Below are 20,813 nucleotides of genomic sequence, written 5' to 3' on the forward strand. Positions count from 1 at the left end.
GGACCATCGCGGCCGATCAGGGGAGGCGACGCGTCAGATCGTGACGACGACCTTTCCTCGGGCGCGACCGTCGGTCATGTACCGGATGGCTGCGACGGTCTCGTGGAGCGGGTACGTCCTGTCCACAACCGGTGTCACCGCCCCGGACTCGATCAGCTCGGTGAGAACGATCAGGTCCTTCGCGTTCTCCGAAGCCATGAAGGTGCCGAGCTTCTGACTGACGAACGGGGACAGCAGGAGGGCTCGGAGCTGGCGGTCGGTGCCTCCGAGCCACCGGCCGCCCGTCTCCGACCCGACGATCACGAGCGTCCCCCGATGGGTGAGGGCACGCCGGAGATGCGAGAGCGACCGATGCCCTCCGGTGTCGAGGATGACGTCATAGCGCTGCCCGTCGTCCGCGATGCCGGCTCGGGCGTAGTCGATGACGTGGTCCGCGCCGATGGACTGCACCATGTCGGTCTTCGCCGTGCTGCACACGCCGGTGACCTCCGCCCCGAAGGCCTTGGCGATCTGCACGGCGAACGACCCGACACCTCCGGACGCGCCGATGACCAGCACCTTCTGTCCGGGCTGGGCCCGTCCGTGGTCGCGCAGACCCTGCAGGGCGGTGAGGGCCGAGACGGGGACCGCCGCCGCCTGCGCGAAGGTGAGGTTCGTCGGCTTGGGCGCGAGCAGGTCCTGCCTGGCCGAGGCGTACTCGGCGAACGTGCCGTTGCCGATGCCGAACACCTCGTCACCGGGTCGTAGCCCGGTCGCACGCTCGCCGACCGCTTCGACGCGGCCCGCGACCTCCCGCCCACGCACGCGGGTTCTCGGTGCGCGGACCCCGTATCCCGCGAAGCGCACCGGGTAGGGCAGGCCGGTCGTGAGGTGCCAGACGCCCCGGTCCACACCTGTGGCGTGCACGCGGAGCAGAACCTCGTCGTCCCCGATCTCCGGCCGGCCGATCTCCTCGAGCCGCAGGACGTCCTCGGCCTCGCCGTACGTGTCCTGAACGATCGCCCGCATCGCGCTCGCCCTGGCCGTCATGTCCCGGGCCGGCGTCGGTGAGCCGGCCGGTTCGGTTGCCATCACATACCCCCTCGGTCTCGACTTACAGCGTAAGTATTACACTTACGCTGTAAGTCCGGTCAAGACGAAAGGTGCATAGTGGGCAAACCGTCCCCCAGGGCCTCCTTGGACCGGGCCCGGGTGGTGCAGGCCGCCATCGCCTTCGCCGACGAGAACGGGCTCACGTCACTCACCATGCGAAAGCTCGGTGTGACGCTCGGGGTCGAGGCGATGTCGCTGTACAACCACGTGGCCAACAAGGACGACCTGCTCGACGGCATGGTCGACAGCGTCTTCGGCGAGATCGAGCTGCCGTCCGGCACCGACTGGCGCACGGCCATGCGCATGCGGGCGGTCTCGGCCAGAGAGGTCTTGTCGCGGCACCCGTGGGCGACCAGGTTGATGGCGTCGCGGAAGTCGCCCGGTCCGGCCACGCTGCGCCACCACGACGCGGTGATCGGCACGCTGCGGCGGGCCGGCTTCTCGATCGTGATGGCCGCCCACACGTTCTCCGCCCTGGACAGCTACATCTACGGCTTCGCCCTGCAGGAGGCGAGCCTGCCGTTCGACACGGCGGAGGAGACGACGGATGTTGCGCGGCTGATCCTCGCGCGTCTCTCCGCCGAGGAGCATCCCCACCTCACGGAGATGACCGTCGAGCACGTCCTTCGGCCCGGCTACGACTACGGCGACGAGTTCGAGTTCGGGCTCGACCTTCTCCTCGACGCCCTGGACAGGGCCCGGCGCCCGACCTGACTCCCGACTGCCACAGTCCGGTGCCCACCGGGACCAGGGCGAGCGGTCAGTCCCAGGCCGGTGGCTCGCCTGCGCGTTCGAGCCCGGCGGGACGCCGGTTCCGCATCGCGCGGGCGCCTTCCTGGCGGGCGGACGGGCGTCGCCCGGGCCGGCCGGCGGGCTCGGAGCCCACCTCGCCCCGCTCACGTGCGATCTCCTGCCGCAGCGCGGTGAGGATCCGCTCGACACTGCCGCCGTCGCCGAACAGCTTGTGCATGTTGTCCCGCTGACGGAACCGCAGAGGGTCGGGGGTGCCGCCGACGAACTTCGCGGCCAGCTCGCGCACCTCCTCCACGGTGTGCGCCCTGTGCACGCCCTTGACGACCTGCTTGCCGATGGCGTTGAAGGGACGGTGCCCCTCGCGCTCGAAGAAGATCACCGGCTTGTCGAAGAGCTGGTACTCCACCAGCATCGACAACCCGTCGGTCACCATGACGTCGGAAGCGGCGAGGGTCGGGGCGTAGTCCGCCTCGGACAGCACCGCGGTGTTGGGCAGTGCAGTCCACTCGCGCATCCAGGCGTCGAACTCGGAGCGGCTGACGGGAGAGGCGTCCGAGTCGAAGAACGGCAGCAGCGCCGGGTGCGGCATGAACACGAACTGCGTGTCGGCGCAGTGCTTGGCCCACGCGAGCATGTCGTCGCGCATGAGGTGGAAAGCGCCGAAATCCGTCCAGCCCTGCGCGATGGTGTGGTGCGCGGACCAGACGATGCGGCCGGGCCGGGCGACGCCGCTCGCCGTGCCGTACACGGGCCAGTCGGGCGGTGCTGCCCGCAGGTGGTCGGCCTTGGGGTGGCCGACCACGCGGAACTGCGCCCCGCCACGTGCACCGTCGCGGACGGCCGTCTCGAGCATCATCTCGTTGGTGCAGAAGACCAGCCAGGCCGCGCGGTGGTACCCGCTGTCGACGGCGGTGTTGGACTCCCGGTGGTCCGGCACGTTGACGACGATGTTCATCGTCTCGTAGGGGACGAGGCACGTGCGGGCGAAGCCGAGCCGCTCGGTGCCCAGCTCGTCGGGGATGTCGGCGTCCCACTGGGACTGCCGGAAGATCACGTCGGGGTCGATCGCCTTGATCAGCCGGAGGACGTCCTGAGGGGCGCCGTCGGCGAAGCGGAGATGAGGCACGCCCCGAGAGGTGAGGCCCCGGTGCACGTCCTCCTCGCCCACCAGGCCGTCCGATCCGGCGAACCGGCGGGGGATGGACGCGACGATCGGCTCGAAGTCCTTGCTCGCGGCCATCGCTTCGACGAGCGCGTGATAGGCGTCCCAGGCGCCGAAGACGTGCACGAGGAACAGCACGCGGGTGGGCTTGCGCCGGAAGGCGGTGCGGCGGGCGGCGACGTCGACGGAGTCGCGCAGCTCGACGACCCCTTCCCGGGACTCGCTGACCGCCGCGAGCACCTGGGCGAGCCGGGACTGCACATCCCCGGTGTCGTTGCGGTGGGCGTGCAGCTCGGCGTCGATGGCGCCGAGGTGCCGTTCGAGCGCATCCATCCGGGGTGGCAGGTCCTTCGCCCACCGTAGGAGGGCGCGGGCCGTAGCGATCCTGGCCCGGAGGACTTCGCTCCGCTTCCGTACGCCCATCGTCGCCCCTGTTCGCGTTCGGCGCTTGCCGTCGTCGTGCGGGGCCGTCCTGTCCGTACGTTCGGCGAGGCGACCTGCCATCACCGGGCATTCGGACGATGAACGGCAAGAGCCCGTCTCCTGGCCCACAGGTGACAAGCACGTGAAACCGTGTCACTACGGTACGGGGGACGTGATGCACGCATCGGACGGGATGGATCCATACGGATCGACACGGATGCGTCACCCGGGCCCCGCGTCGCCGCACTCGATCACCCGGCGGCGGTCGACGAGCCGTCAAGTAGCATCGCGACCTGCGGAAACGCTTCGAGCATCGCGCAGCATGCCATCACCGGTCGCGACCGCCGCTCCGGCGCTCGGGCCGTTCGACCGGCTTGCGCTCCTGCGGGGGCCGAAGATCCTCTCGAGCGAGTGCACGGGCAGTGGCCCCGCGAGCCGGGCGTTTGATGCCGGATGCGTGTTCGGTCCGGAGAGCGTGCGGCACCGGAGTGGGCGGCCCTTGGCAGCGACCGGCTACGACTTGCTCACCGGCACCGTCGTCGGGCGTTGACCATCCACCCGAACGTGTGGTCAGCCTTTTGGTTCGGCGCCCGGCGAGTCAGGCGCGCGGGCGCCACCGCCACCGCCCGCCGTCGTCGTAGCGCTCCCAGGCGACCGGCTCTCCGGCCGGGGCGAGGAGGTCGGTGAGCCACAACGTGGCGTCGGGGTCCCAACCGGCGACGACCGTCGCGCCGCCCGCCACCTCCAGGGCCCGCCCAGGCGTGACGAGGTAGGCCGCGACGCTCAGGTGAACCGCATCGTGGTCGGCGGCGACGGCCTGCCAGTCGGGGACGAACCACCTGCCCACCCGTCCGGTGGTGTGCCACCAGTCGTGGCGGCGCGACCGGGACACCTCCAACGGATACCGGTTGACCAGGTCCACCCAGGCCTGCGGCCCGGACACCTCGTACACCCGTGGGGGGCGGACGAGCCCCAGCGGCCGCACGAGAGCCTGCGACCACCCCATCTCGTCCTCGACCAGCATCAGCTGGGTGGCACTCAGATCGGGCAGGGCGCGTGAAGTCGCAACGACACGCCGCTCCGCCGGTGTGGACCACCACGGCCCGCTGCCGGACGCCGCCGGGTCGCCCGGCCACTCCTGCGTTCTGCGCTCGGCCTCCAGCGTCTCCCGCCGCCATTCCCGAAGTCCCTCGGCTGCGCCGGTGACCCGCGGCGGGTCCGTTGCGTACTGGCCCGTCCACTGGACGTGGGCCTGCGCGTTCTCGGCGAGAGGCGATGTCCACCACCGCCACGTCGGCGACCCGACCACGGCCTGGGCCACCGGACGCAGTGCGGCGGCGACGACCGGGTCGGCGAGCAGGACGTCCGCCTCGTCGGGTGGCTGCCAGTACCGGGCGTGAGCCACCGCGTCGGCGAGGCACGTGAGAAGGGTGTGCTCGTCGAGGTCCGTCACCCGCCGTGTCCGCCAGGGCGTCGACCAGTCGCCGCCGGGCTTCGTCGGAGGGGAACCAGGCGGCCTCGTAGTACAGCCGCCTCAGGTCCTCGTGATTCGCGCACGCCACCTCGGCGCAGAACCGGCGACCGCGCGGGCCCGACAGCACGGCTGCCACTTCGTCCACCCGGTGAGGGTAGTGACGCCGCCGGGGCCGCTCAGGGACCGGCATGGATGTGGGCTGCCCACGCGGACGGCGCCAGGGGCTGGGCCGCCCGCAGCTCGCGCACCACGGCGTGCAATGCCTCCGCCGGGGATTCGCCTCGATGGTGCCGGTCGTAGAAGCCCTGCGTGAGCCGGGCGGCCGTGGCGTCGAGCACCGGCCAGAGCGTGCCGACGACGTGCCGGTAGCCGGCGAGCTGGAACGCGGAGGCGATGTGGATGGCCTCGTCGGCCAGTTGCGCGCTGCCGCGTGCGGTGGAGCATGCGGACAGGAAGGCGAGCTCGGCATCCTGCAGCCGGAGCTTGCTGATGTCGCGTACGGCGAGGGAGCGGTCGTAGAGCAACAGCCGGCTGTCGGACGGGCTGAGCGGATCACTGACCGCGTGGCAGGCGAAGTGCGCCCATCCGCAGTCGGCGAGCGCGGAGAGCACGGCGTCGTACCGGGCGTCGGCGTCCACGAGCTGGACGGCGCGCCCCGGCCCGCGCACCAGGGCCCCGGCCTCGGAGACCGTGGCGGGCAACGACTGCTGGTCCGGGGTCTCGGCCAGGGCGACCGCGAGAAGCGCGGGATCGGGCGCCGCGGGCCGGGAGCGGGCGTGCAGCAGCGCCCGCAGGGTCGGCGTGTAGGACGACACGACCCGGTCCAGTACGGCGCGCCCGTGCCCGTCGTGGTGGCCTGCCGCGTGCAGCGGCAGGAAGTTCAGCATCCCCGTCGGGGACCACCAGACACGCGGCCACGGCGCACCCGCGCGAGGGCTGCCGGTGTACCCGAGCGCGTCGAGCACCGGTCCCGCGATGACGTCCCACAGCCACGCGAGCGTCGCGCGCACGACCGCCTGTCCCTCCATGCGCTGGACGAGGTCACCCGTCTCCACCAGCTCCAACGCCTGCAGGAAGGCGCCCGTCCTGTCGGCGACGTCCGATGCGGCGAGCCAAGGCAGGGCAACCACCCGCACCCCGCCGGACGTCGCCACGAGGGCGTCGCACCGGAACTCGCTGACGTTCACCGTGATCACGGGGCCGAGCCGCGCGGCCGGGAGAAGGTCACCGATCGAGGGTGGAGCGCCGAACCGCTCGAAGCCCGGGACCGCGCGGATCCGGCGCAGCGTGGCGTCCCACCGCCCGGACAGCGCGTACCGGGTGTCGAGCACCGCGGCCGGGTCCTCCTCGGCCGGCAGCGGTTCGCCCACCGCGTCCAGCTCCTGGATGAGCTGCTGTACCTCGACTCCCAGCTCGGGTGCGGTGGCGTGCAGGTCCGTGAGCTCCGTGCGGGACTCGAGGGCGTAGGTCAACAGCACGCCACGTCCCTGCTCGAGAGCGGTCAGCGCGCCCGCCGCATCACCCGCCTGCACCGCGCAGGCCGCCGCGTCGACGTGCACGCCGTCGATCCCGGCGAGCTGGTGCTCGGCGTCGGCGCGCGTCAGGTTCCGGGGCGCCACGCGGGGGAGAAGACGCACGCCCTCGGTGAACGCCGCGGCGGCATCGTCCCAGTGCGACAGCGCGGCGGCGATCCGACCCCACACGCGGCACGCGCCGAGCCGGTTCGATGGCGGGCTCGTGGGCAGCCGGGCAGCGATCTCGGCGACCCGGCTCGCCTCCCGCAGCAGTGACCTGCTCGGTCTGCCGACCGCCGAGAGCGCGATGGCCAGGTTGAGCAGCCGGGGACCGCGTCCAGGATGGTCGTCGGGAGTGGCGGCGACGGCCTCACGCGCGGCCCGAACCGCGTCTCGTCCTGCACGCCGGGTCCCGGAGACCTCAACGAGCTTGAAGAGTGATACGGCGAGATTGCTCAGCCGCATACCCCGGTGCGGGTGGCCGGGTGGAGCGAGCTCGACGGCCCTGCGCTCCAGGGCAATGGCCTCGTCGAGGGCCGACCGCTCGCCGGTGCGCTCGAACTCGCGGGCGAACGCCAGCGCCAGGTTCGCCAGCCGGATCCCGAGCGCGGGATGGTCGGGCGCCGTGGCCGCGACGACCGTGCGACCCGTCTCGATCGCCTCGTCGAGGCTGCTCACCTCGCGAGTGCGGCTGTAGTGCTCCACGAGCTGCACGACGAGGTTGTTGCGCAGCCCGAGCACGGCCTGATGATCGGCCGGAAGCGCGAGCAACGCCTCCCGGCCCGCCGCGATCGCCGCCTCCAACGTGTCGAGGTCGGCGGAATGGGAGTACCGGGCCCGCAACGCGGCGGCCAGATTCATGAGGCGCATGCTCCGCGAGACCGGGGCGCCGGCCGCGCGCACGGCGGCGCGCAGGATGGCGATCGACTCGTCCAGCTCGGAGGCGCCGCCGAACCGGTTGTGGTGCATGCGCAGGATCTCGCCCAGGGCGCCGACCATGCGCGCGTGGTCGGCCGGGTATTCCGCGAGGGCCCGTCGGGCAAGGGCCAGCGCCTCATCGAGCTGCTCGTCGAGACCGAGCAAGTGGGCCAGGTGGGCCAACCGCTCGCCTTGTCCGTCGGGCGTTCCCTCCCCGGCCGTGACGGCGCGGCGGGCGGCGTCGATCGCGCCGGACAGGCCGATGCCGGTGCGTTCGTAGCGCAGCCGCCGGGCGACCCCGAGGTTGTGCCAGCTCGACGGCATGGCCTCCGGCGGCTCGCCGGCGTCGATCACGGCGCGAACCGCTGCCTCCGCACGCTCTGCCGTGCCGGGCTCCGCGAGGGCCAGCGCCAGATCCACCATGGTGGTGCTGTGCAGGTAACGGGTTCGTGCGCGGGTCGTCGGATCGAGCCCTGCATCGGCGAGCACGCCTTGCAGGATCTCCACCGCCTCGACCAGCGGCTTCCGCTCGCCGGTGAGCGAGGATCGTGTGCTGAGCAGGGCCGCGAGGTCGACGCAGCGGTCGTGGCGATCGGGAGAGAGCTCGATCAACGTGAGCAGACGGCGATGGACGTCGATGGCTTCGTCGACGATGCCGAGCTCGGGTCGCCAGTCGCACCGCTGCCGGAGCATCCGGGCCAGATCGGCCAGCCACATCGGCAGCAGCGCGCGGTTGACCGGTTCGGCCGCGATCGACCCGCGCAACGCAGTCATCGCGCGGTCGAGCATCTCCCGGTTCTCGGCCCGGTCCAACGGGTGCTCGGTGTCATCGGGTCCGGGCTCCTCGGCGATCGGGGGCTCGAACAGAGCCATGCTGTCCAGGATTCGAGATCTCTCCGCCGCCGACGGGGCCGCCGCTGCCAGATCCCTGGTCGCCTCGACCAGGATGGCGCGGACCCCGTCGTCGCTGCCTCTCGCCCACCGGCGGACGAGGGCGGCAGCGCGCACCGCCAGACACATGTAGTGGTCGGGGTCATCCGGGCCCGACGCGGCGGCCGTCTCCTCCGCCACGGCGGAGGCGAGGTCGAAATCCTCGTCGTCGAGCGGGACGACGGCGTCGAGCAGCAGCGTGTTGCGCAGCGTCGACAGCGCGGCCAGCCGCGCGTCCTCGGCCGGGGACAGCCCGCGGATGGCGTCGCACAGGAGCCGGACGGCCTCGCCGGTCGCAGTGGGGTCGCCACCGAGGGCGAGCGCCAGCCCCAGGTGGGCCGTCCGCACCAGGTGACGGGGATCGTCCGGCGTGCCGGCCAGCAGCGCTTTGCGGGCCGTTGCCACCACCTCGGCGGCGAAGCCGGGATCCATGGCGCGATCGGTCTGCGGGCGCCCGGCGCCCACGGAGAGGAGGAAGACAGCGAGGCCCAGCACCTCGTCCCGGTCCGCGGGTTCGGCGTCACGGAGAGCCGGCTGGAGCACGTCCACCGCCTCCAGCAGGGGAGCCGGGTCCTCGCTCCGCTCCGCCCTCAGCGCCAGGCATCGCCCCAGAAGGATCAACTGTGGCACGAGGTCCGGGCCGGTCGCGGGGGAGAGGCGGCACGCCTCTCGCGAGGCCTCGACCGCGCGCTCCAGATCGCCGCTGTCGCCTCCGGCTTCGTGGCGGCGGTACAAGACCTCACCCAGCAGCGACAGGTAGGCAAACCGCTGCGGGTCGTCGCCGGAGCTCGCCATGACCGCGGCGTCCAGGATCTGCACCGCCGGGTCGTAGAACACCGGCCGGTTGAGCTCGGCCGCGAGCGAGGCGAGCGCGAAACCGCAGTCGAGGTAGCGCCCGGCCTCGCCCGTCCCCGGGCTCCGGTGGATGTCGATCTGCTCGGTCAGCTGGGCGGGAAGCAGCGACCGGTCCACGAAGTACAGCGGCGTCAGCAACAGCTCGGCGATCTCGCCTGACCGGCGGCCCGCTTCGCCCATCGTCGACCAGCGGTTCCAGTGCACCATTCCGGCGAGGTACTGCAGGCGCATGTCGGGACCACCCGGGGTCCCGATGAGGTCCAGCAGCCGGTCGGCATCCGCGAGCGCCTCGGGGTCGGTCACCGCCGTGGCGTCACCGGCCGCCGAGGAGTCGATCCGGGCGGTCGCGCGCCGCATGAGGTCGTCGCGAGCGGCCGCGTCCTCGTGATCCACAGGGCCGATGCTGCCAGGATGATCCGGATGAATGCGGACGATCACCTCGCGGCCTTCTGCCGGACGCTGCCCCAGCTACGGGCTGCGGCCGGTCGGCAGGGTCTCGCCGGCGAGCTCGCCGCCGTCCTCGCCGACGTTCGGACGGGTTCGCCCGTCGCGGATCTGCTGCCACGCCTCGGGATCCCGGCCGACGCCCTGCGCGGGGGTTACCAGTCGGTGCCCGGGCTCCGCGGGCGGCCGACCGGCGAGGTCTACGCCTGCCCCTGGCAGGCGTGCGACCGGGCGGTGCGGCGGCAACCGGGAGGACCCGTCCCGGACGAACGGTGCTGGGTGCTCGACGAACCCCTGCGCCCGGGCCGCGGATGACGTCCTTCTTCGGGGAGCTGGGCAAACGGCTCGCCGAGAAGTGGATCTCGCTGCTGCTGTTGCCCAGCCTCCTGCTGGTCGCGGTCGCCGGTGTTGCCGCTGCTCTGGGCCAGTCGTCGGCGCTGGACGCCCGCCTGCTCGCCACCACGGTGGACACCTGGTTCCGGGCGGTCGGCGCGCTCCCCGTGGCGTCCCAGGTTCTTCTCCTGGGCGTGCTGCTCCTCGCGTGCAGCGGGATCGGGCTCACCGTCCGTGCGCTGTCGGGCCTGACCCAACGGCTGTGGCTGGGCGCGTGGGGACGCCCGGCGCGGCTCGTGAGCGATCGGCTCGTGGAACGGCGCCGGAGGCGATGGGACTCCGCTGACGCCGCCGCCTGGACAGCGGATCAGCAGGGCACCGTCGAGCAGTTCCACAGCAGCGCGGCACGTCGCAACGCGATCTCCTTGTCCCGGCCCTCCCGCCCCACCTGGATGGGCGACCAGCTCGCCGCTGTCGAGGCCCGTGTGCATCACCAGTACGGCGCCGACCTCGAATCGTGGTGGCCGCGGCTCTGGCTCGTCGTCGACGACTCGACGAGAAGCGAGCTGAGGGCGGCGCGGTCGGTGTTCGACGCTGCCGCGCTGCACGCCAGCTGGGCGGTGGGCTACCTCGTCGTCGCCGCCTTCTGGTGGCCGTCGGCCCTGATCGCGGTCGGGGTGTGGACCACGGGCCGGCTCCGCGGCCGCGCTGCCGTGCAGACCTACGCCACGCTGATCGAATCCGCCGTGGACGTGAACAAGAGTGCCCTCGCCCGCCGTCTCGATCTGCTGGAGGACGAGGAGAGCTTCGGCAGCGCAGTGGGGCACCGGGTCACCGACGTCTTCCGGAAGGCGACCTGACCCACCGTGTCGCCCCGCCGTCGTGGTGCTGCGCAGTGTTCATTTGACGGACCGTGATCTTTCCGCAAAGGTCCTGCCGCACCCTGCGTCCGCTGGGCGATGGTCCGATGCCTGGAGGTCCGCGGTTCCCCGCAGTCTGATCGTCGCGTCATGGGTCGTCGGCATCGCCGGGATCGCGGTGGCCGTGGCGCTCGCCCCGTACGACCTGTCGAGCAGGGCACTCGTGGTCGCCATGGCCTGCTCCCCGCTGATGACCACCCTCGCCGCGTCCGTCCGGAGCACCCGAGCGGGCGGCGCCGCGATCGTCGTCGCAGGCATCGTCATCGCCGGCGTGGGCGTCGCGACCACAGTCAGCACCGACGCGCTGCACCTGTTCCGCCTGGACTTCCCGCTCACACAGGTGGCCATGAACGCGGCGACGGTGCTGGCCCCCCTCGGGCTGGTGGTGGTCGGCGCCGTCCTGGTCGTGGCCGGGCTGGCTGCTCTGCTCCGTGACCGGTTGCTCGGCGCGATAGCCGCGGCGATCACGGTCGTCACTGCCCTGCTGTACGCGATCGCGCTGCTCGGGCTCGCCGTCCAGCCCCTGGCGTATCGCGGCGGAAGCGTCCAGAACGCCCCTATCGTGGCCGCGGCCGTCGTCGGCGTGGCTGCACTGCTGCTGGTGGTCGTCGCCACCCGGTGGTGGTCTCTCCCGGCCCGCACGAACGGTCCCCGCCCGGCAGCGCCCGCACTGGCGTCCGCCTCCGGCCGGCGAGTGGCCCGGTGGATCCTCGTGGGCGCGATCGTCCTGGTAGGGGCGGGCGCCGGTTGGGCCGGGTACTCGCAGGTGGGCAACCGCCTGGAGCTCGCGGAACTGTTCCCCGACCCGGCGCTCGCCGCCTGCGTCCGCTCAGCGGTCGACGACATGGGCAGCGATCGCGTGTCGGAGCGGGAGCTGAACAGCGTCTTCCACCTGGCGTGCAACGGCGACCTGCCACAGGGTGGGCGGATAGCGACCCTGGACGGGCTCGACCACCTGCCGAACCTGGTGGACCTGGACCTGTCGGGCAACGACGTCGGCGAGCTGTCCGGCCTGGCGCAGGCGCCGCAGCTGACGCGTCTGACACTGACGAACAACGCCGTCCGCGACCTGGGCCCACTGGCCGGCCTCACCTCGTTGCAGGAGCTGGGCCTGTCCGGCAACCAGGTGACCGACATCGCCCCGCTCACAGGACTGACCCAGCTCCGCTTTCTCGGGCTGTCGGGAAACGCGATCATCGACCTCGGGCCGCTGGCGTCACTGGCCGCCCTCACCGAACTCGATGTCAGCAACAACCAGGTCGCCGACGTCACCCCGCTCGCAGGGTTGTCCCACCTGGACAAGCTGCGGTTGGGACGCGACCTCATCACCGATCCGAGCGCGCTTCAGGCGCTGCCGGCCCTCACCACATTGGACGTGTCCGGCAACCGGATCCGTGACGCGGCCACGCTCGCCGGATGCCGAGCCGTCGAGGAGCTGTCGATCGGCGGCAACCCCCTGACCGACGTCGGCCCACTCCGGGACATGCCCGCGCTGGAGGGCGTCGACCTGTCGGAGAGTGATTCCACCCGGCTCACAGGAATCGAGGTCCTGCGCGCGAAGGGAATATTCGTCGGCGGCCTCGCGTGACAGCTCGAAGGCATTTCGTATCGCTGACCTGTGGAAATTCGAAAATGCTCTGGAAAAAGGCGGATCGGTACGGTCACAGCGCCGACACGCAGTGCGGCAATCCAGGACGGCTGTGATCCGGATCATGGCATGCGGTTGCGAGTCGTCTGGCAGGGTGGCCGGGTGCTGCTCGCCGGAGCAGGTATCGCGCAGCGGTCACTCGCTGAACACGCCACGATACGCAATGGCCGCGGCCACGGTGATTGTCGACTGCCGCTCCTCCCGGCGGGAGCGAGCGCTGGACGTGAGGAAGGGCCCCGCGTGAGCTTGCAGCGCATTCACAAGGGCGAGCTGGAACGCCCGGTCGCCCCGGCTCCGGCACTACGGCGGACAGGACCGCGCGGGTTGGCAGGTCTCGTGTTGCAGCTGCAGCGCACCGCCGGCAACGCCGCTGTCACGAGCTCATTGTCGGGCGGCGGAACGTTGATCCCCTCGGATCCGGCCGTGGAGGCAGCGGGAGAGACTGCGCGAGGCCGCCGCCGCCGGCCTCAGACGGAGACTGCGGGGCAGGTGGCGCAAGATCGACGCCGATCGCCTCAGGAGAAGTTCACCGGCGCGGTAGGTGCGCAGGACTGGGCGGAGGTCGCGCAACTGCTCTCCGACATTGCGCCTGTCGAAGGTGACGCCTCGTCCTGGCTGCTGGGGCATCCGTGGATGTTCGATGCGCTCGATGCGCTCACGGCCGACCAATTGCGCTACGTCGACGACGCCACCCGCCGGCTGGACCTCGATGTGTCCCTCCCACGTGAGGCGATCACGGTGGTGTTGATGGGGAAGGGCGTATTCGACGAACAGGCCGAGCCCGGCAGGGGCTACGGCGAGGTCACGGTGCAGCGGGAAGGACTGGTCCAGGACGGCAGGAGGGCGAGGGACGGTCGATACAGGTACGGGTTCCAAGTCGCCTTCCAGCCGAGCGACGCGGTGGACGCCGAGGAGATCGCCTTCATCCAGACCGTCCAGGTGATCGACTCCGATACAAAGGCCAACCTGAGCCCGAACAGCGAGACGCGGATGATCCGGGATCGCACCAAGATCGACCGCTTGAACGGCAAGGAGCAGGGCTGGTACGGCATGAAGGACGACGGGAGCGGCCAGGCCAACTTCACCCCGTGGGTGCGCGGCGGCACGACGCCGGCCTCGATGTACGACTATCCATCGTGGACTCAGCCCAGCTGTGAATGGTCGTTCGAGACGTCAGTGGTCTGCCGTAAAGGCGCTGATGCGGGGAAGGTCTACGCGGTGATCCATTGGGGCTTCACCGTGGCCGCGGACCTCAAGATCGCCCCCAAGCCGCATCAGATCTTCAACAAGCCCAGCCGAACGTTCGGCTCGGCCATCAACGCCTGGAACAGCCAGACCAAATTGTCTGCGGGAAGCCGCAACGCACCTGGTCAGAAACCGCTTCCGGAGCTGCGATGAACCGACTCGAGCGGCTGCTCGCCGACGCTCGGGTCGGCGTGCTTGCCGAAGAGTCCTCCGCCTTCCACGAGGCGCGCTTCGACAGCGCGCAAGAGCGTGAGACGGCCACTGACCTGCTTGCGGCCAGCCCAGGTCCGACCGCGCTGTTGCTGCTGCTCGCGCTGCGCCGCGAGGCACCGGAGGCCTACGCGGCCGTGCCGGCGTCGGCCCGTGCCGAGACGCTCGCGGCGGCGCTGCGCGAGTATGCCGTGCTCAACGACTTCGGCTACCTCGACGAGGACGGCAACAGCTTCGACCGGGAGGCCGCCCGAGCGCTGCTCGAACTCGGCACCGACGCTGTCCCGGCGCTGCGGCCGTTGCTGGACGACCTTCAACCCGGCCCTCTCGCCGGGTCGGAGGAGTCGACCATCGCCTACATACTCGGGCTGCGTCGCGCCGACTTCGCCTACAACTATCTCGCCCGAATCCTCGGTTGCCGCCCCGAGTTCGATCCCGATCCGATGATTCGCGACGACCATCTGGCCGCGATGCGCACCCGGCTCGACGCGGAGCGCCGCTGAGCAACCGCGTGTCAGCTGACGGGCGCGCCGAACCACGTGGGCAGATGGTTGTGCAGATCCTGCTGGTCCTCACCGACCCACGCCACGTGCCCGTCCGGCCGCAGCAGCGCCGCGGGCACGTCCAGTTCCTCGCTGACGTCGACGACGTGGTCGACCCGATCTGCCCAGCCCGCCACCGAGAGCCGCCCGGTCTGGTCGAGCAGCAGTCCGCGGCCACCGTGCGTCAGCTCGTAGAGGCGCCCCCGCTTCAGCCCCACGTCCCGCATCCGCCGGCCGAGCAGGTGGTGACCCTTACCGAAGTCGTAGCGGACCCCGATCGCGGTGAGCTTCTCGATCAGGTGCCGGTTCACCTGCTCGAAGTCCATCAGTTCCGACACCAGCCGGCGCACCGCCTGCGGACCCGGCTCGGGGGACAGCAGCTCCATCTGCGCGCGGGTGTTGTTCAGCACGTCGGCGGCCACTGGATGCCGTTCGGCGTGGTAGCTGTCCAGCAGCCCCTCCGGCGCCCAGCCGCCGACCTCGGCGGCCAGTTTCCAGCCGAGGTTGAACGCGTCCTGGATGCCGAGGTTGAGGCCCTGGCCGCCGGTCGGCGGATGGGTGTGCGCCGCGTCGCCGGCCAGCAGCACCCGGCCGGCCCGGTAGCGCTCGGCCTGCCGGGTGGCGTCGCCGAAGCGGGAGAGCCAGCGCGGCGAGTGCACGCCGAAGTCGGTGCCGGCGAACACCCGCAGCTGTTGCTTGAACTCCTCGAGGGTCGGCGGGATCGAGCGGTCCTCGGCTACTCCCTCGGCGGGCACGACGACGCGATACACCCCGTCCCCGGAAGTCCCGAGGCCGAACCGCTTGTGGGTCTTGCGGATCTCGGTCACCACGGCGGCCACCTCCTCCGGCGGCACGGCCACCTCCATCTCGCCCAGCAGCGTCTCCACCGTGGAGGGCTCGCCGGGGAAGCCGACGCCGACGAGCCTGCGCACCGTGCTGCGGCCGCCGTCGCAACCGACGAGGTAACGGGAGCGCAGCCGCGTGCCGTCGACCAGATCAGCGGTCACCCCGTGGTCGTCCTGGCTCAGCCCGACCACCTCGCAGCCACGCCGGATCTCGGCGCCGAGCTCGGTGGCACGTTCGGCCAGCAGACGTTCGGTGACGGGCTGCGGGATGCCGAGGACGTACCCGTGCGCGGTGTCCAGCCGCTCGGGCGACGGCTTGTCGATGCCGGCGAAGAAACCTCCGACCGGGTACCGCCGGCCCTGCGCGAGGAACCGCTCCAACAGCCCGCGCTGATCCATCACCTCGATGCTGCGCACGTGCAGGCCGAGCGCTCGGACATGCTTGGTCGGCTCTGGCTCCTTCTCCAGCACGACCACGTCCACGCCGTGCAGCCGCAACTCGCCGGCCAGCATCAATCCGGTCGGTCCACCGCCGGCAACGATCACATCAACCATGCAGCCCCCCATTCGACACACTTTGTTCCCGGCCGGTTCTCCGTGCGGTCCGGTGAACACCCGCACTTCCCGAATCCCTGATATCCGCAGGTCCGGGCTTCGGCCGGAGATTCTGCGGCACGACCCGGGTCTTGCCGCAAGGCCCCCTCTGCGCTATACGTTGACAGTGGCGGGGAGTGGAGAACTCCTCGCCTTTGTCTTGTGATCAACCGCCGACCGCGAGTCTCGTCGATCTGCCGTGGCGAGGTTTCGCGTGAGTAGCTCACGTCAGCTGTGGCAGGACCTGGTCGGCGAAGAACTCCCAGTGGTCCACGTCGTACTGCTGCGGCGTCTGGAGGTAGACGCGACTGACGCCGGCTTCCGCGAACAGCCCTATGCGGTCGACCACCTGTCCCGGAGAGCCGACCAGTCCGTGCTTCAGCATGCAGGACCGGTAGGACGGGTTCGCCCCGGCGTCGGAGCGGCGGGTGACTTCGGCGTCATCGCGGCCGCAGGCCAGCAGCAGGATCGCGGATCGGCGCAGGGTCGAGGGATCGCGGTCGATCTTCTCGCAAGCGGCATCCAGGCGGGCAGTCTGCGGCGGTATCTCCTCGAGTGCAGGGAAGTCGAAGTTGTACTCGTCGGCGTATTGCGCGGCCAGGCGCGGCGTCTTCTTCGGTCCGTGTCCGCCGATGATGATCGGTGGCCTCGGGCTCTGCACCGGCTTGGGCAACGCAGGCGAGTCGATCAACTGGTAGTACCTGCCCTGGTAGGTGAACGTCTCGCCCTCGGCGGTCTCCCACAGGCCGGTGATCACCGCGAGCTGTTCCTCGAACCGGTCGAAGCGTTCGCCCAGGTCGGGGAACGGGATGCCGTAGGCGCGATGCTCGGGCTCGTACCACCCGACACCGAAGCCGAAGTCCACACGCCCACCGCTCATCTGATCGACCTGGGCAACCGTGATGGCCAGCGGCCCGGGATACCGGAACGTCGCGGCGGTCACCAGGGTGCCGAGCCGGATGTAGCGCGTTTCCCCGGCAAGTGCACCCAGCGTCACCCAGGCGTCACTGGATCCAGGCAGCAACCCTGCGATGTCCCCCACCGCCCGATAATGATCAGATCGGAAGAAACCGGCCAGTCCACAATCCTCAGCAATCATCGCGGTCGTGACGAGATCTTTGTCGGTCGACCCTTGCTGGGGGTTGGTGAAAACGTGGCATTCCATGCAGAGAGCACCTCTTCGGGGGGTTGTATATCGACGAGCGCATGTGAGGTGGTGGACTTTCATCCGCGCGCTCTGACAGTAACAGTCCCGTGGGTGCTCTATCGCTGGTCAATATCCATTCGAGACCCGGTGGCCGCGCGCTGAACGTTCTCGTGGCGGGCGGAGCTGCCAGTACGTATCTGTTGGTATTTCTGCTGTTACTACTGGAACCCGGACCTGAGGAAGGAAAGCGGTTACGCCGGTGCGGACCGATCATCGGTGGCGAACGCTCTGGCCACGGCGAGGCTGTCCTCGTAGACGTGGTGACGCGTGATCAGTCCGTGCTCGACCGTCAGGTGCAGGGCGAAGGCCGCGACGTAGCGGCGGCCGGTCGTTTTCGCGGTGTTGTGGAACCTGCCCAGCACCATCGCGTCGGTTCCGTCGACGAGCACGGCGCCGACCGTCGCGGAGCTCTCGTCCGGAACGTGGTTCTCTGCGATGAGACGGAAGTGGTCGGCCACGCCCGCCGGGGTGGAGCGGTGCCGGATCCAGGGCACGGTCTGCGAATAGTCGCCATCGGGCCAGTCGAGCATCCAGTCCACGTCGTCGGCGTAGAGCTCTGCGATCTTCTCGATGTCGCCGGCCGCAACGCGGCGGAGCAGCTCGTCGACCGTCTCCCGGGTGTCCATGTGAACAGCTTTGCCGGGCAGCGGCGGCGGGTCGATGACCTCCCGGGTAATGCCGGACCGGCACAGGTGCGCCGATCGCATGATCGAAGGAATGCCGGCAATCGCCCGGTCGGTCCCTTATGTGCTGTTATGTGTTGGGCTGTGTCGATTGCCGTTGGGCCTGTAAGCATTCCGTCAGAAAGTGTGGATGAATCGTCCCTGATTGCAGCACGTAGGTATGGTGCGATGTGTCACACCGGACGTCATCTCGTGTTGATATCGCATATCGGACCACGCGGCCAATCGGGTCGCGACATTCTCATCTCGGCCGGGTGTATTCACGTATCCGTTTTGCGGTTGCGTCAGGGTAAATGAACGGAGAAACGGATCATGGAAGTAGGTAATGACGCCTCGTGCAACGTGATCGGCTCCCGGGGGTCGGCAAGTCGCAACGGCATGAATTACGTGGTTGCGTACTCACCGGGCAACGGTGGCAGGGCGGCGCTCGCTGCGGCCCGCCTGTTCTCCTCCGCGGACGTGTCGCTGACCGTGTGCACGATCATCCCGGAGGTGGAAGGCTATCCGAACACTTCCCTGTGGAGGGCCGCGGCGGAGGGGCTCGGCGAGGCGAAATCATTCCTCGGGGACGAGGTGAACGCCGTGTACATCACCCGCACCGCGAGCTCACCGGCCGAGGGGATCCTCGCGCTGGTCGCCGAACTCGACGCCGGCATGGTGGTCCTCGGCGCGGGCTCGGGTGGATCGATTCGCCGGTTCTCCACCGGGAGTGTCACCGGCGACCTACTACCTGCCACGCAGGTGCCGACGGTGCTCGCCCCGTGCGGCTACCACTCGGAGCACCGGGTGCGGTTGCGGCAGATCGTCTATGCGTACGACGAGCCGAGGCCGTCGCAGCCGGTGGTTGCCTCGGCGGCTCAACTCGCGGTGCGTCACGGGCTGACCCAGCCGATTCTGGTCACCGTCGTCGACGGGGACCGCCTCGGGACGATGCACTGGGAGCAGGGAGAGGTACAGCTCATCGGTTCCACCTCCCGCACCGACGCAATGAAGATCATGTGCAACGTGCCGGTGCCGACTGTCGTGGTACCCATTCGCGACCACGCTTCGAGCGAACAGAGGTTGTCGGCATACCACTGCATCACGTGCGAGATAGAGGGCCGCGACCTCGATCCCGAGCCGGCCTGCTGGAGTTGTGGGGGCCCGACCGTCGTCACCAGCCGTCCGCTCCTGCACACCTCCGGCCCATTGCCGGACAAGTCGAAGGTGACCCCGCGCAAGGCGCCGGCTGCGAATGTGCCCGGCGCGGCTGAAGCATCGCGGCGCGGGGCAACGTAGCCCGGCGTCGTGCAATCAAGCTGAGCGTTCAGTCCTGGTAGTTCTACCCGGATGCCGTCCAGCCAGTGATTCGGGACTCAGGAGTCGGATCGGTCCGGGCCTCACCCAGCAGTGCGACGCCACGTTCGCCGATCATCACCGACGGGGCGTGAGTGAAAGCGCGGGGCAGATCCGGCATCACCGACGAGTCGATGACGTGCAGGTTCGCCACCCCGTGCACCCTGAGGGCGGGATCGACGACGGATTCCGCGTCCCGTCCCGCTCGGCAGGTGCCCACTGGGTGGTTCATCGAGGTGATCAGCTCACGCGCGGAGTCGAGCAGGGCGGCGTCGTCGGTCGCGGCGGGCACCCCCAGCGGGCCCACCGAGGCTCCGAGAGTCGGGCTGGCGAAGATTTCCAGCGCGTGGCGCGTCCCGGCCACCATGGTCCGGCGATCGCGCGCGGTCTGGAGGTAGCACGGATCCAGAAGCGGCGCTGCCCGCGGGTCCGCCGATGCCAGCCGCACGGTGCCGCGGCTCTGCGGGTTCAGCAGGGTGACCAGGCAGGTCACGCCAGGGTCCTGGCCGCCGGTCATGTCGAACAGCATCGGGGTCGCCAGGATGTCGGGTGCGGGCGCGTCGTCCTCGCAACGGATGAATGCCGCGGCCTGGACCAGCGCCGCCAGCGGACCGCGGCGCTCCCGCGCGTAGAGCTCTTTGGCCTCGTCCGATTCGAGGTGCTCCAGCAGGGTGGTGCCCCGCGTCAGTGGCCACGAGGCCATGTTCATCGGGTGGTCCTGAAAGTTGCCGCCCACGCCGGGCAGGTCGAGCGCGACCTCGATGCCATGCTCGCGCAGGTGGTCAGCGGGACCGATTCCGGACAGCATGAGCAGCTGCGGCGTGCGGATGGCCCCTGCGGAGAGCACCACGGCGCCTGCCCGGTAGCTGACGTCCCGCCCGTGGCTGTCGCGCCCGGTGATACCCCGTGCCGCACCGTTTTCCAGCAGTACTCGCTCGACCAGGAAGCCGGTGTGGAGCGTCAGGTTCGGCCGCGCCAACGCGGGGCGCAGATACTCCCGGGCCCCGCTGCTTCGCTCGCCGTCGCGCACGTTGCTGTAGAGCAGGCCCACGCCGTCCAGTTCGGCGCCGTTGAAGTCACGATTCAGCGGCAGACCGTGCTCGACTCCGGCCGTGATGAACGCCAGCGACAGCGGATCGACGTCCTTCGGTGTGGTCACGGCGATCGGGCCACCGGTTCCGTGCAGCGCCGAAGCGCCCAGCTCGTTGTCCTCGCTGCGGCGGAAACAGGGCAGAACGTCGTCCCACGCCCAGCCCTCCATGCCGCGTGCGGCCCATCCGTCGTAGTCGGAACGGTGCCCGCGGCACCAGGCCGTGTAGTTGATCGTGCCCCCGCCGCCGAGCACGCGGCCGGCCGAGATGTCGATTCGACGCCCACCCAGCTGCGGCTGCGGCACCGTGGAATCGCACCAGTCAGCCGACCCACGCCAGGTGCTCAACGCGCCGGTGGGCACCGCCATGATCGGATCGTCGTCCGGCCCGCCGGCTTCCAACAGCAGCACCCGCACGGCCGGGTCCTCGGTGAGCCTGGCCGCGACCACGCAACCGGCTGCCCCTGCGCCAACGACGATGTAGTCGAACTCTTCTGACGAGATCACGGGATGAACTCCTTGCGATCAACGGATTGCACCAGAATTCCAACGCACCTGCGGCGGCCCCGTCGGCCTCGTACCGCAGCCGTGCGGCA

The 20,813-nt window shown here is 70.3% G+C and carries 15 protein-coding genes; 7 read left to right on the plus strand and 8 right to left on the minus strand.

Annotation, left to right across the window (positions count from 1 at the left end; genetic code table 11):
• Nucleotides 1-33 precede the first annotated feature (33 nt).
• Nucleotides 34-1,008: an NAD(P)-dependent alcohol dehydrogenase gene (locus MMF94_RS08895; protein ID WP_241036025.1), complete on the minus strand. Its 975-nt coding sequence runs from the start codon at nucleotides 1,006-1,008 to the stop codon at nucleotides 34-36.
• Between the two features lie 141 nt (nucleotides 1,009-1,149).
• On the opposite strand from MMF94_RS08895, the gene MMF94_RS08900 reads away from it, so the two are divergent.
• The gene (locus MMF94_RS08900) at nucleotides 1,150-1,806 is read left to right on the plus strand and encodes a TetR/AcrR family transcriptional regulator C-terminal domain-containing protein (protein ID WP_241035828.1); all 657 of its coding nucleotides are present in this window, start codon (nucleotides 1,150-1,152) and stop codon (nucleotides 1,804-1,806) included.
• Nucleotides 1,807-1,852: 46 nt separating this feature from the next.
• On the opposite strand, the gene MMF94_RS08905 is transcribed toward MMF94_RS08900, so the two are convergent.
• The 3 genes from MMF94_RS08905 to MMF94_RS08915 form a co-directional block, all read right to left on the minus strand.
• Nucleotides 1,853-3,340: a hypothetical protein gene (locus tag MMF94_RS08905; protein WP_241035829.1), complete on the minus strand. Its 1,488-nt coding sequence runs from the start codon at nucleotides 3,338-3,340 to the stop codon at nucleotides 1,853-1,855.
• A gap of 688 nt (nucleotides 3,341-4,028) precedes the next feature.
• Complete coding sequence (locus tag MMF94_RS08910) at nucleotides 4,029-4,883, minus strand: hypothetical protein (protein WP_241035830.1); 855 nt, start codon at nucleotides 4,881-4,883, stop codon at nucleotides 4,029-4,031.
• 197 nt (nucleotides 4,884-5,080) lie between these two features.
• Nucleotides 5,081-9,514 (minus strand): CHAT domain-containing protein, encoded by a 4,434-nt coding sequence (locus MMF94_RS08915; RefSeq protein ID WP_241035831.1) that lies wholly within the window; start codon nucleotides 9,512-9,514, stop codon nucleotides 5,081-5,083.
• A 27-nt stretch (nucleotides 9,515-9,541) separates the two neighbouring features.
• On the opposite strand from MMF94_RS08915, the gene MMF94_RS08920 reads away from it, so the two are divergent.
• The 5 genes from MMF94_RS08920 to MMF94_RS08940 all read left to right on the plus strand — a co-directional run bounded on the left by MMF94_RS08920 (nucleotide 9,542) and on the right by MMF94_RS08940 (nucleotide 14,424).
• On the plus strand, nucleotides 9,542-9,880 hold the full coding sequence (locus tag MMF94_RS08920; protein WP_241035832.1) for a hypothetical protein: 339 nt from the start codon (nucleotides 9,542-9,544) through the stop codon (nucleotides 9,878-9,880).
• Nucleotides 9,877-10,758, plus strand: a complete 882-nt coding sequence (locus MMF94_RS08925; RefSeq protein WP_241035833.1) for a hypothetical protein — start codon at nucleotides 9,877-9,879, stop codon at nucleotides 10,756-10,758. The genes MMF94_RS08920 and MMF94_RS08925 overlap by 4 nt, the downstream gene beginning before the upstream one ends.
• Before the next feature lie 178 nt (nucleotides 10,759-10,936).
• Entirely contained in the window at nucleotides 10,937-12,406 is a 1,470-nt protein-coding gene (locus MMF94_RS08930) for a leucine-rich repeat domain-containing protein (RefSeq protein ID WP_241035834.1), read from the plus strand.
• A gap of 396 nt (nucleotides 12,407-12,802) precedes the next feature.
• Nucleotides 12,803-13,864, plus strand: a complete 1,062-nt coding sequence (locus tag MMF94_RS08935; protein WP_241035835.1) for a hypothetical protein — start codon at nucleotides 12,803-12,805, stop codon at nucleotides 13,862-13,864.
• The gene (locus MMF94_RS08940; protein ID WP_241035836.1) at nucleotides 13,861-14,424 is read left to right on the plus strand and encodes a hypothetical protein; all 564 of its coding nucleotides are present in this window, start codon (nucleotides 13,861-13,863) and stop codon (nucleotides 14,422-14,424) included. The genes MMF94_RS08935 and MMF94_RS08940 overlap by 4 nt, the downstream gene beginning before the upstream one ends.
• 11 nt (nucleotides 14,425-14,435) lie before the next feature.
• Here MMF94_RS08940 and rox read toward each other — a convergent pair whose 3' ends face one another.
• The 3 genes from rox to MMF94_RS08955 form a co-directional block, all read right to left on the minus strand.
• Nucleotides 14,436-15,863 (minus strand): rifampin monooxygenase, encoded by a 1,428-nt coding sequence (gene rox / locus MMF94_RS08945; protein WP_241035837.1) that lies wholly within the window; start codon nucleotides 15,861-15,863, stop codon nucleotides 14,436-14,438.
• A gap of 262 nt (nucleotides 15,864-16,125) precedes the next feature.
• A complete protein-coding gene (locus tag MMF94_RS08950; protein ID WP_241035838.1) occupies nucleotides 16,126-17,067 on the minus strand; it encodes an LLM class F420-dependent oxidoreductase in 942 nt (313 codons plus the stop codon).
• A 233-nt stretch (nucleotides 17,068-17,300) separates the two neighbouring features.
• Nucleotides 17,301-17,735 (minus strand): nuclear transport factor 2 family protein, encoded by a 435-nt coding sequence (locus MMF94_RS08955; protein ID WP_241035839.1) that lies wholly within the window; start codon nucleotides 17,733-17,735, stop codon nucleotides 17,301-17,303.
• A gap of 435 nt (nucleotides 17,736-18,170) precedes the next feature.
• On the opposite strand from MMF94_RS08955, the gene MMF94_RS08960 reads away from it, so the two are divergent.
• Nucleotides 18,171-19,070, plus strand: a complete 900-nt coding sequence (locus tag MMF94_RS08960) for a universal stress protein (protein ID WP_241035840.1) — start codon at nucleotides 18,171-18,173, stop codon at nucleotides 19,068-19,070.
• Nucleotides 19,071-19,113: 43 nt separating this feature from the next.
• Here MMF94_RS08960 and MMF94_RS08965 read toward each other — a convergent pair whose 3' ends face one another.
• Nucleotides 19,114-20,724 carry a GMC family oxidoreductase gene (locus tag MMF94_RS08965; RefSeq protein ID WP_241035841.1) on the minus strand — a complete coding sequence of 537 codons (1,611 nt, stop codon included), beginning with the start codon at nucleotides 20,722-20,724 and terminating at the stop codon, nucleotides 19,114-19,116.
• Nucleotides 20,725-20,813: the final 89 nt, after the last annotated feature.

The organism is Pseudonocardia alaniniphila (assembly GCF_022524485.1).
GTDB classification, from domain to species: Bacteria; Actinomycetota; Actinomycetes; order Mycobacteriales; family Pseudonocardiaceae; genus Pseudonocardia; species Pseudonocardia alaniniphila.

Bases quoted from the DNA above. Each gene is read 5' to 3' on its own strand.
- MMF94_RS08895 (WP_241036025.1), bottom strand. From the start codon at position 1,008: ATGCGGGCGATCGTTCAGGACACGTACGGCGAGGCCGAGGACGTCCTG.
- MMF94_RS08905 (WP_241035829.1), bottom strand. From the start codon at position 3,340: ATGGATGCGCTCGAACGGCACCTCGGCGCCATCGACGCCGAGCTGCAC.
- MMF94_RS08920 (WP_241035832.1), top strand. From the start codon at position 9,542: ATGAATGCGGACGATCACCTCGCGGCCTTCTGCCGGACGCTGCCCCAG.
- MMF94_RS08925 (WP_241035833.1), top strand. From the start codon at position 9,877: ATGACGTCCTTCTTCGGGGAGCTGGGCAAACGGCTCGCCGAGAAGTGG.
- MMF94_RS08940 (WP_241035836.1), top strand. From the start codon at position 13,861: ATGAACCGACTCGAGCGGCTGCTCGCCGACGCTCGGGTCGGCGTGCTT.
- rox (WP_241035837.1), bottom strand. From the start codon at position 15,863: ATGGTTGATGTGATCGTTGCCGGCGGTGGACCGACCGGATTGATGCTG.
- MMF94_RS08950 (WP_241035838.1), bottom strand. From the start codon at position 17,067: ATGGAATGCCACGTTTTCACCAACCCCCAGCAAGGGTCGACCGACAAA.
- MMF94_RS08955 (WP_241035839.1), bottom strand. From the start codon at position 17,735: ATGGACACCCGGGAGACGGTCGACGAGCTGCTCCGCCGCGTTGCGGCC.
- MMF94_RS08960 (WP_241035840.1), top strand. From the start codon at position 18,171: ATGAATTACGTGGTTGCGTACTCACCGGGCAACGGTGGCAGGGCGGCG.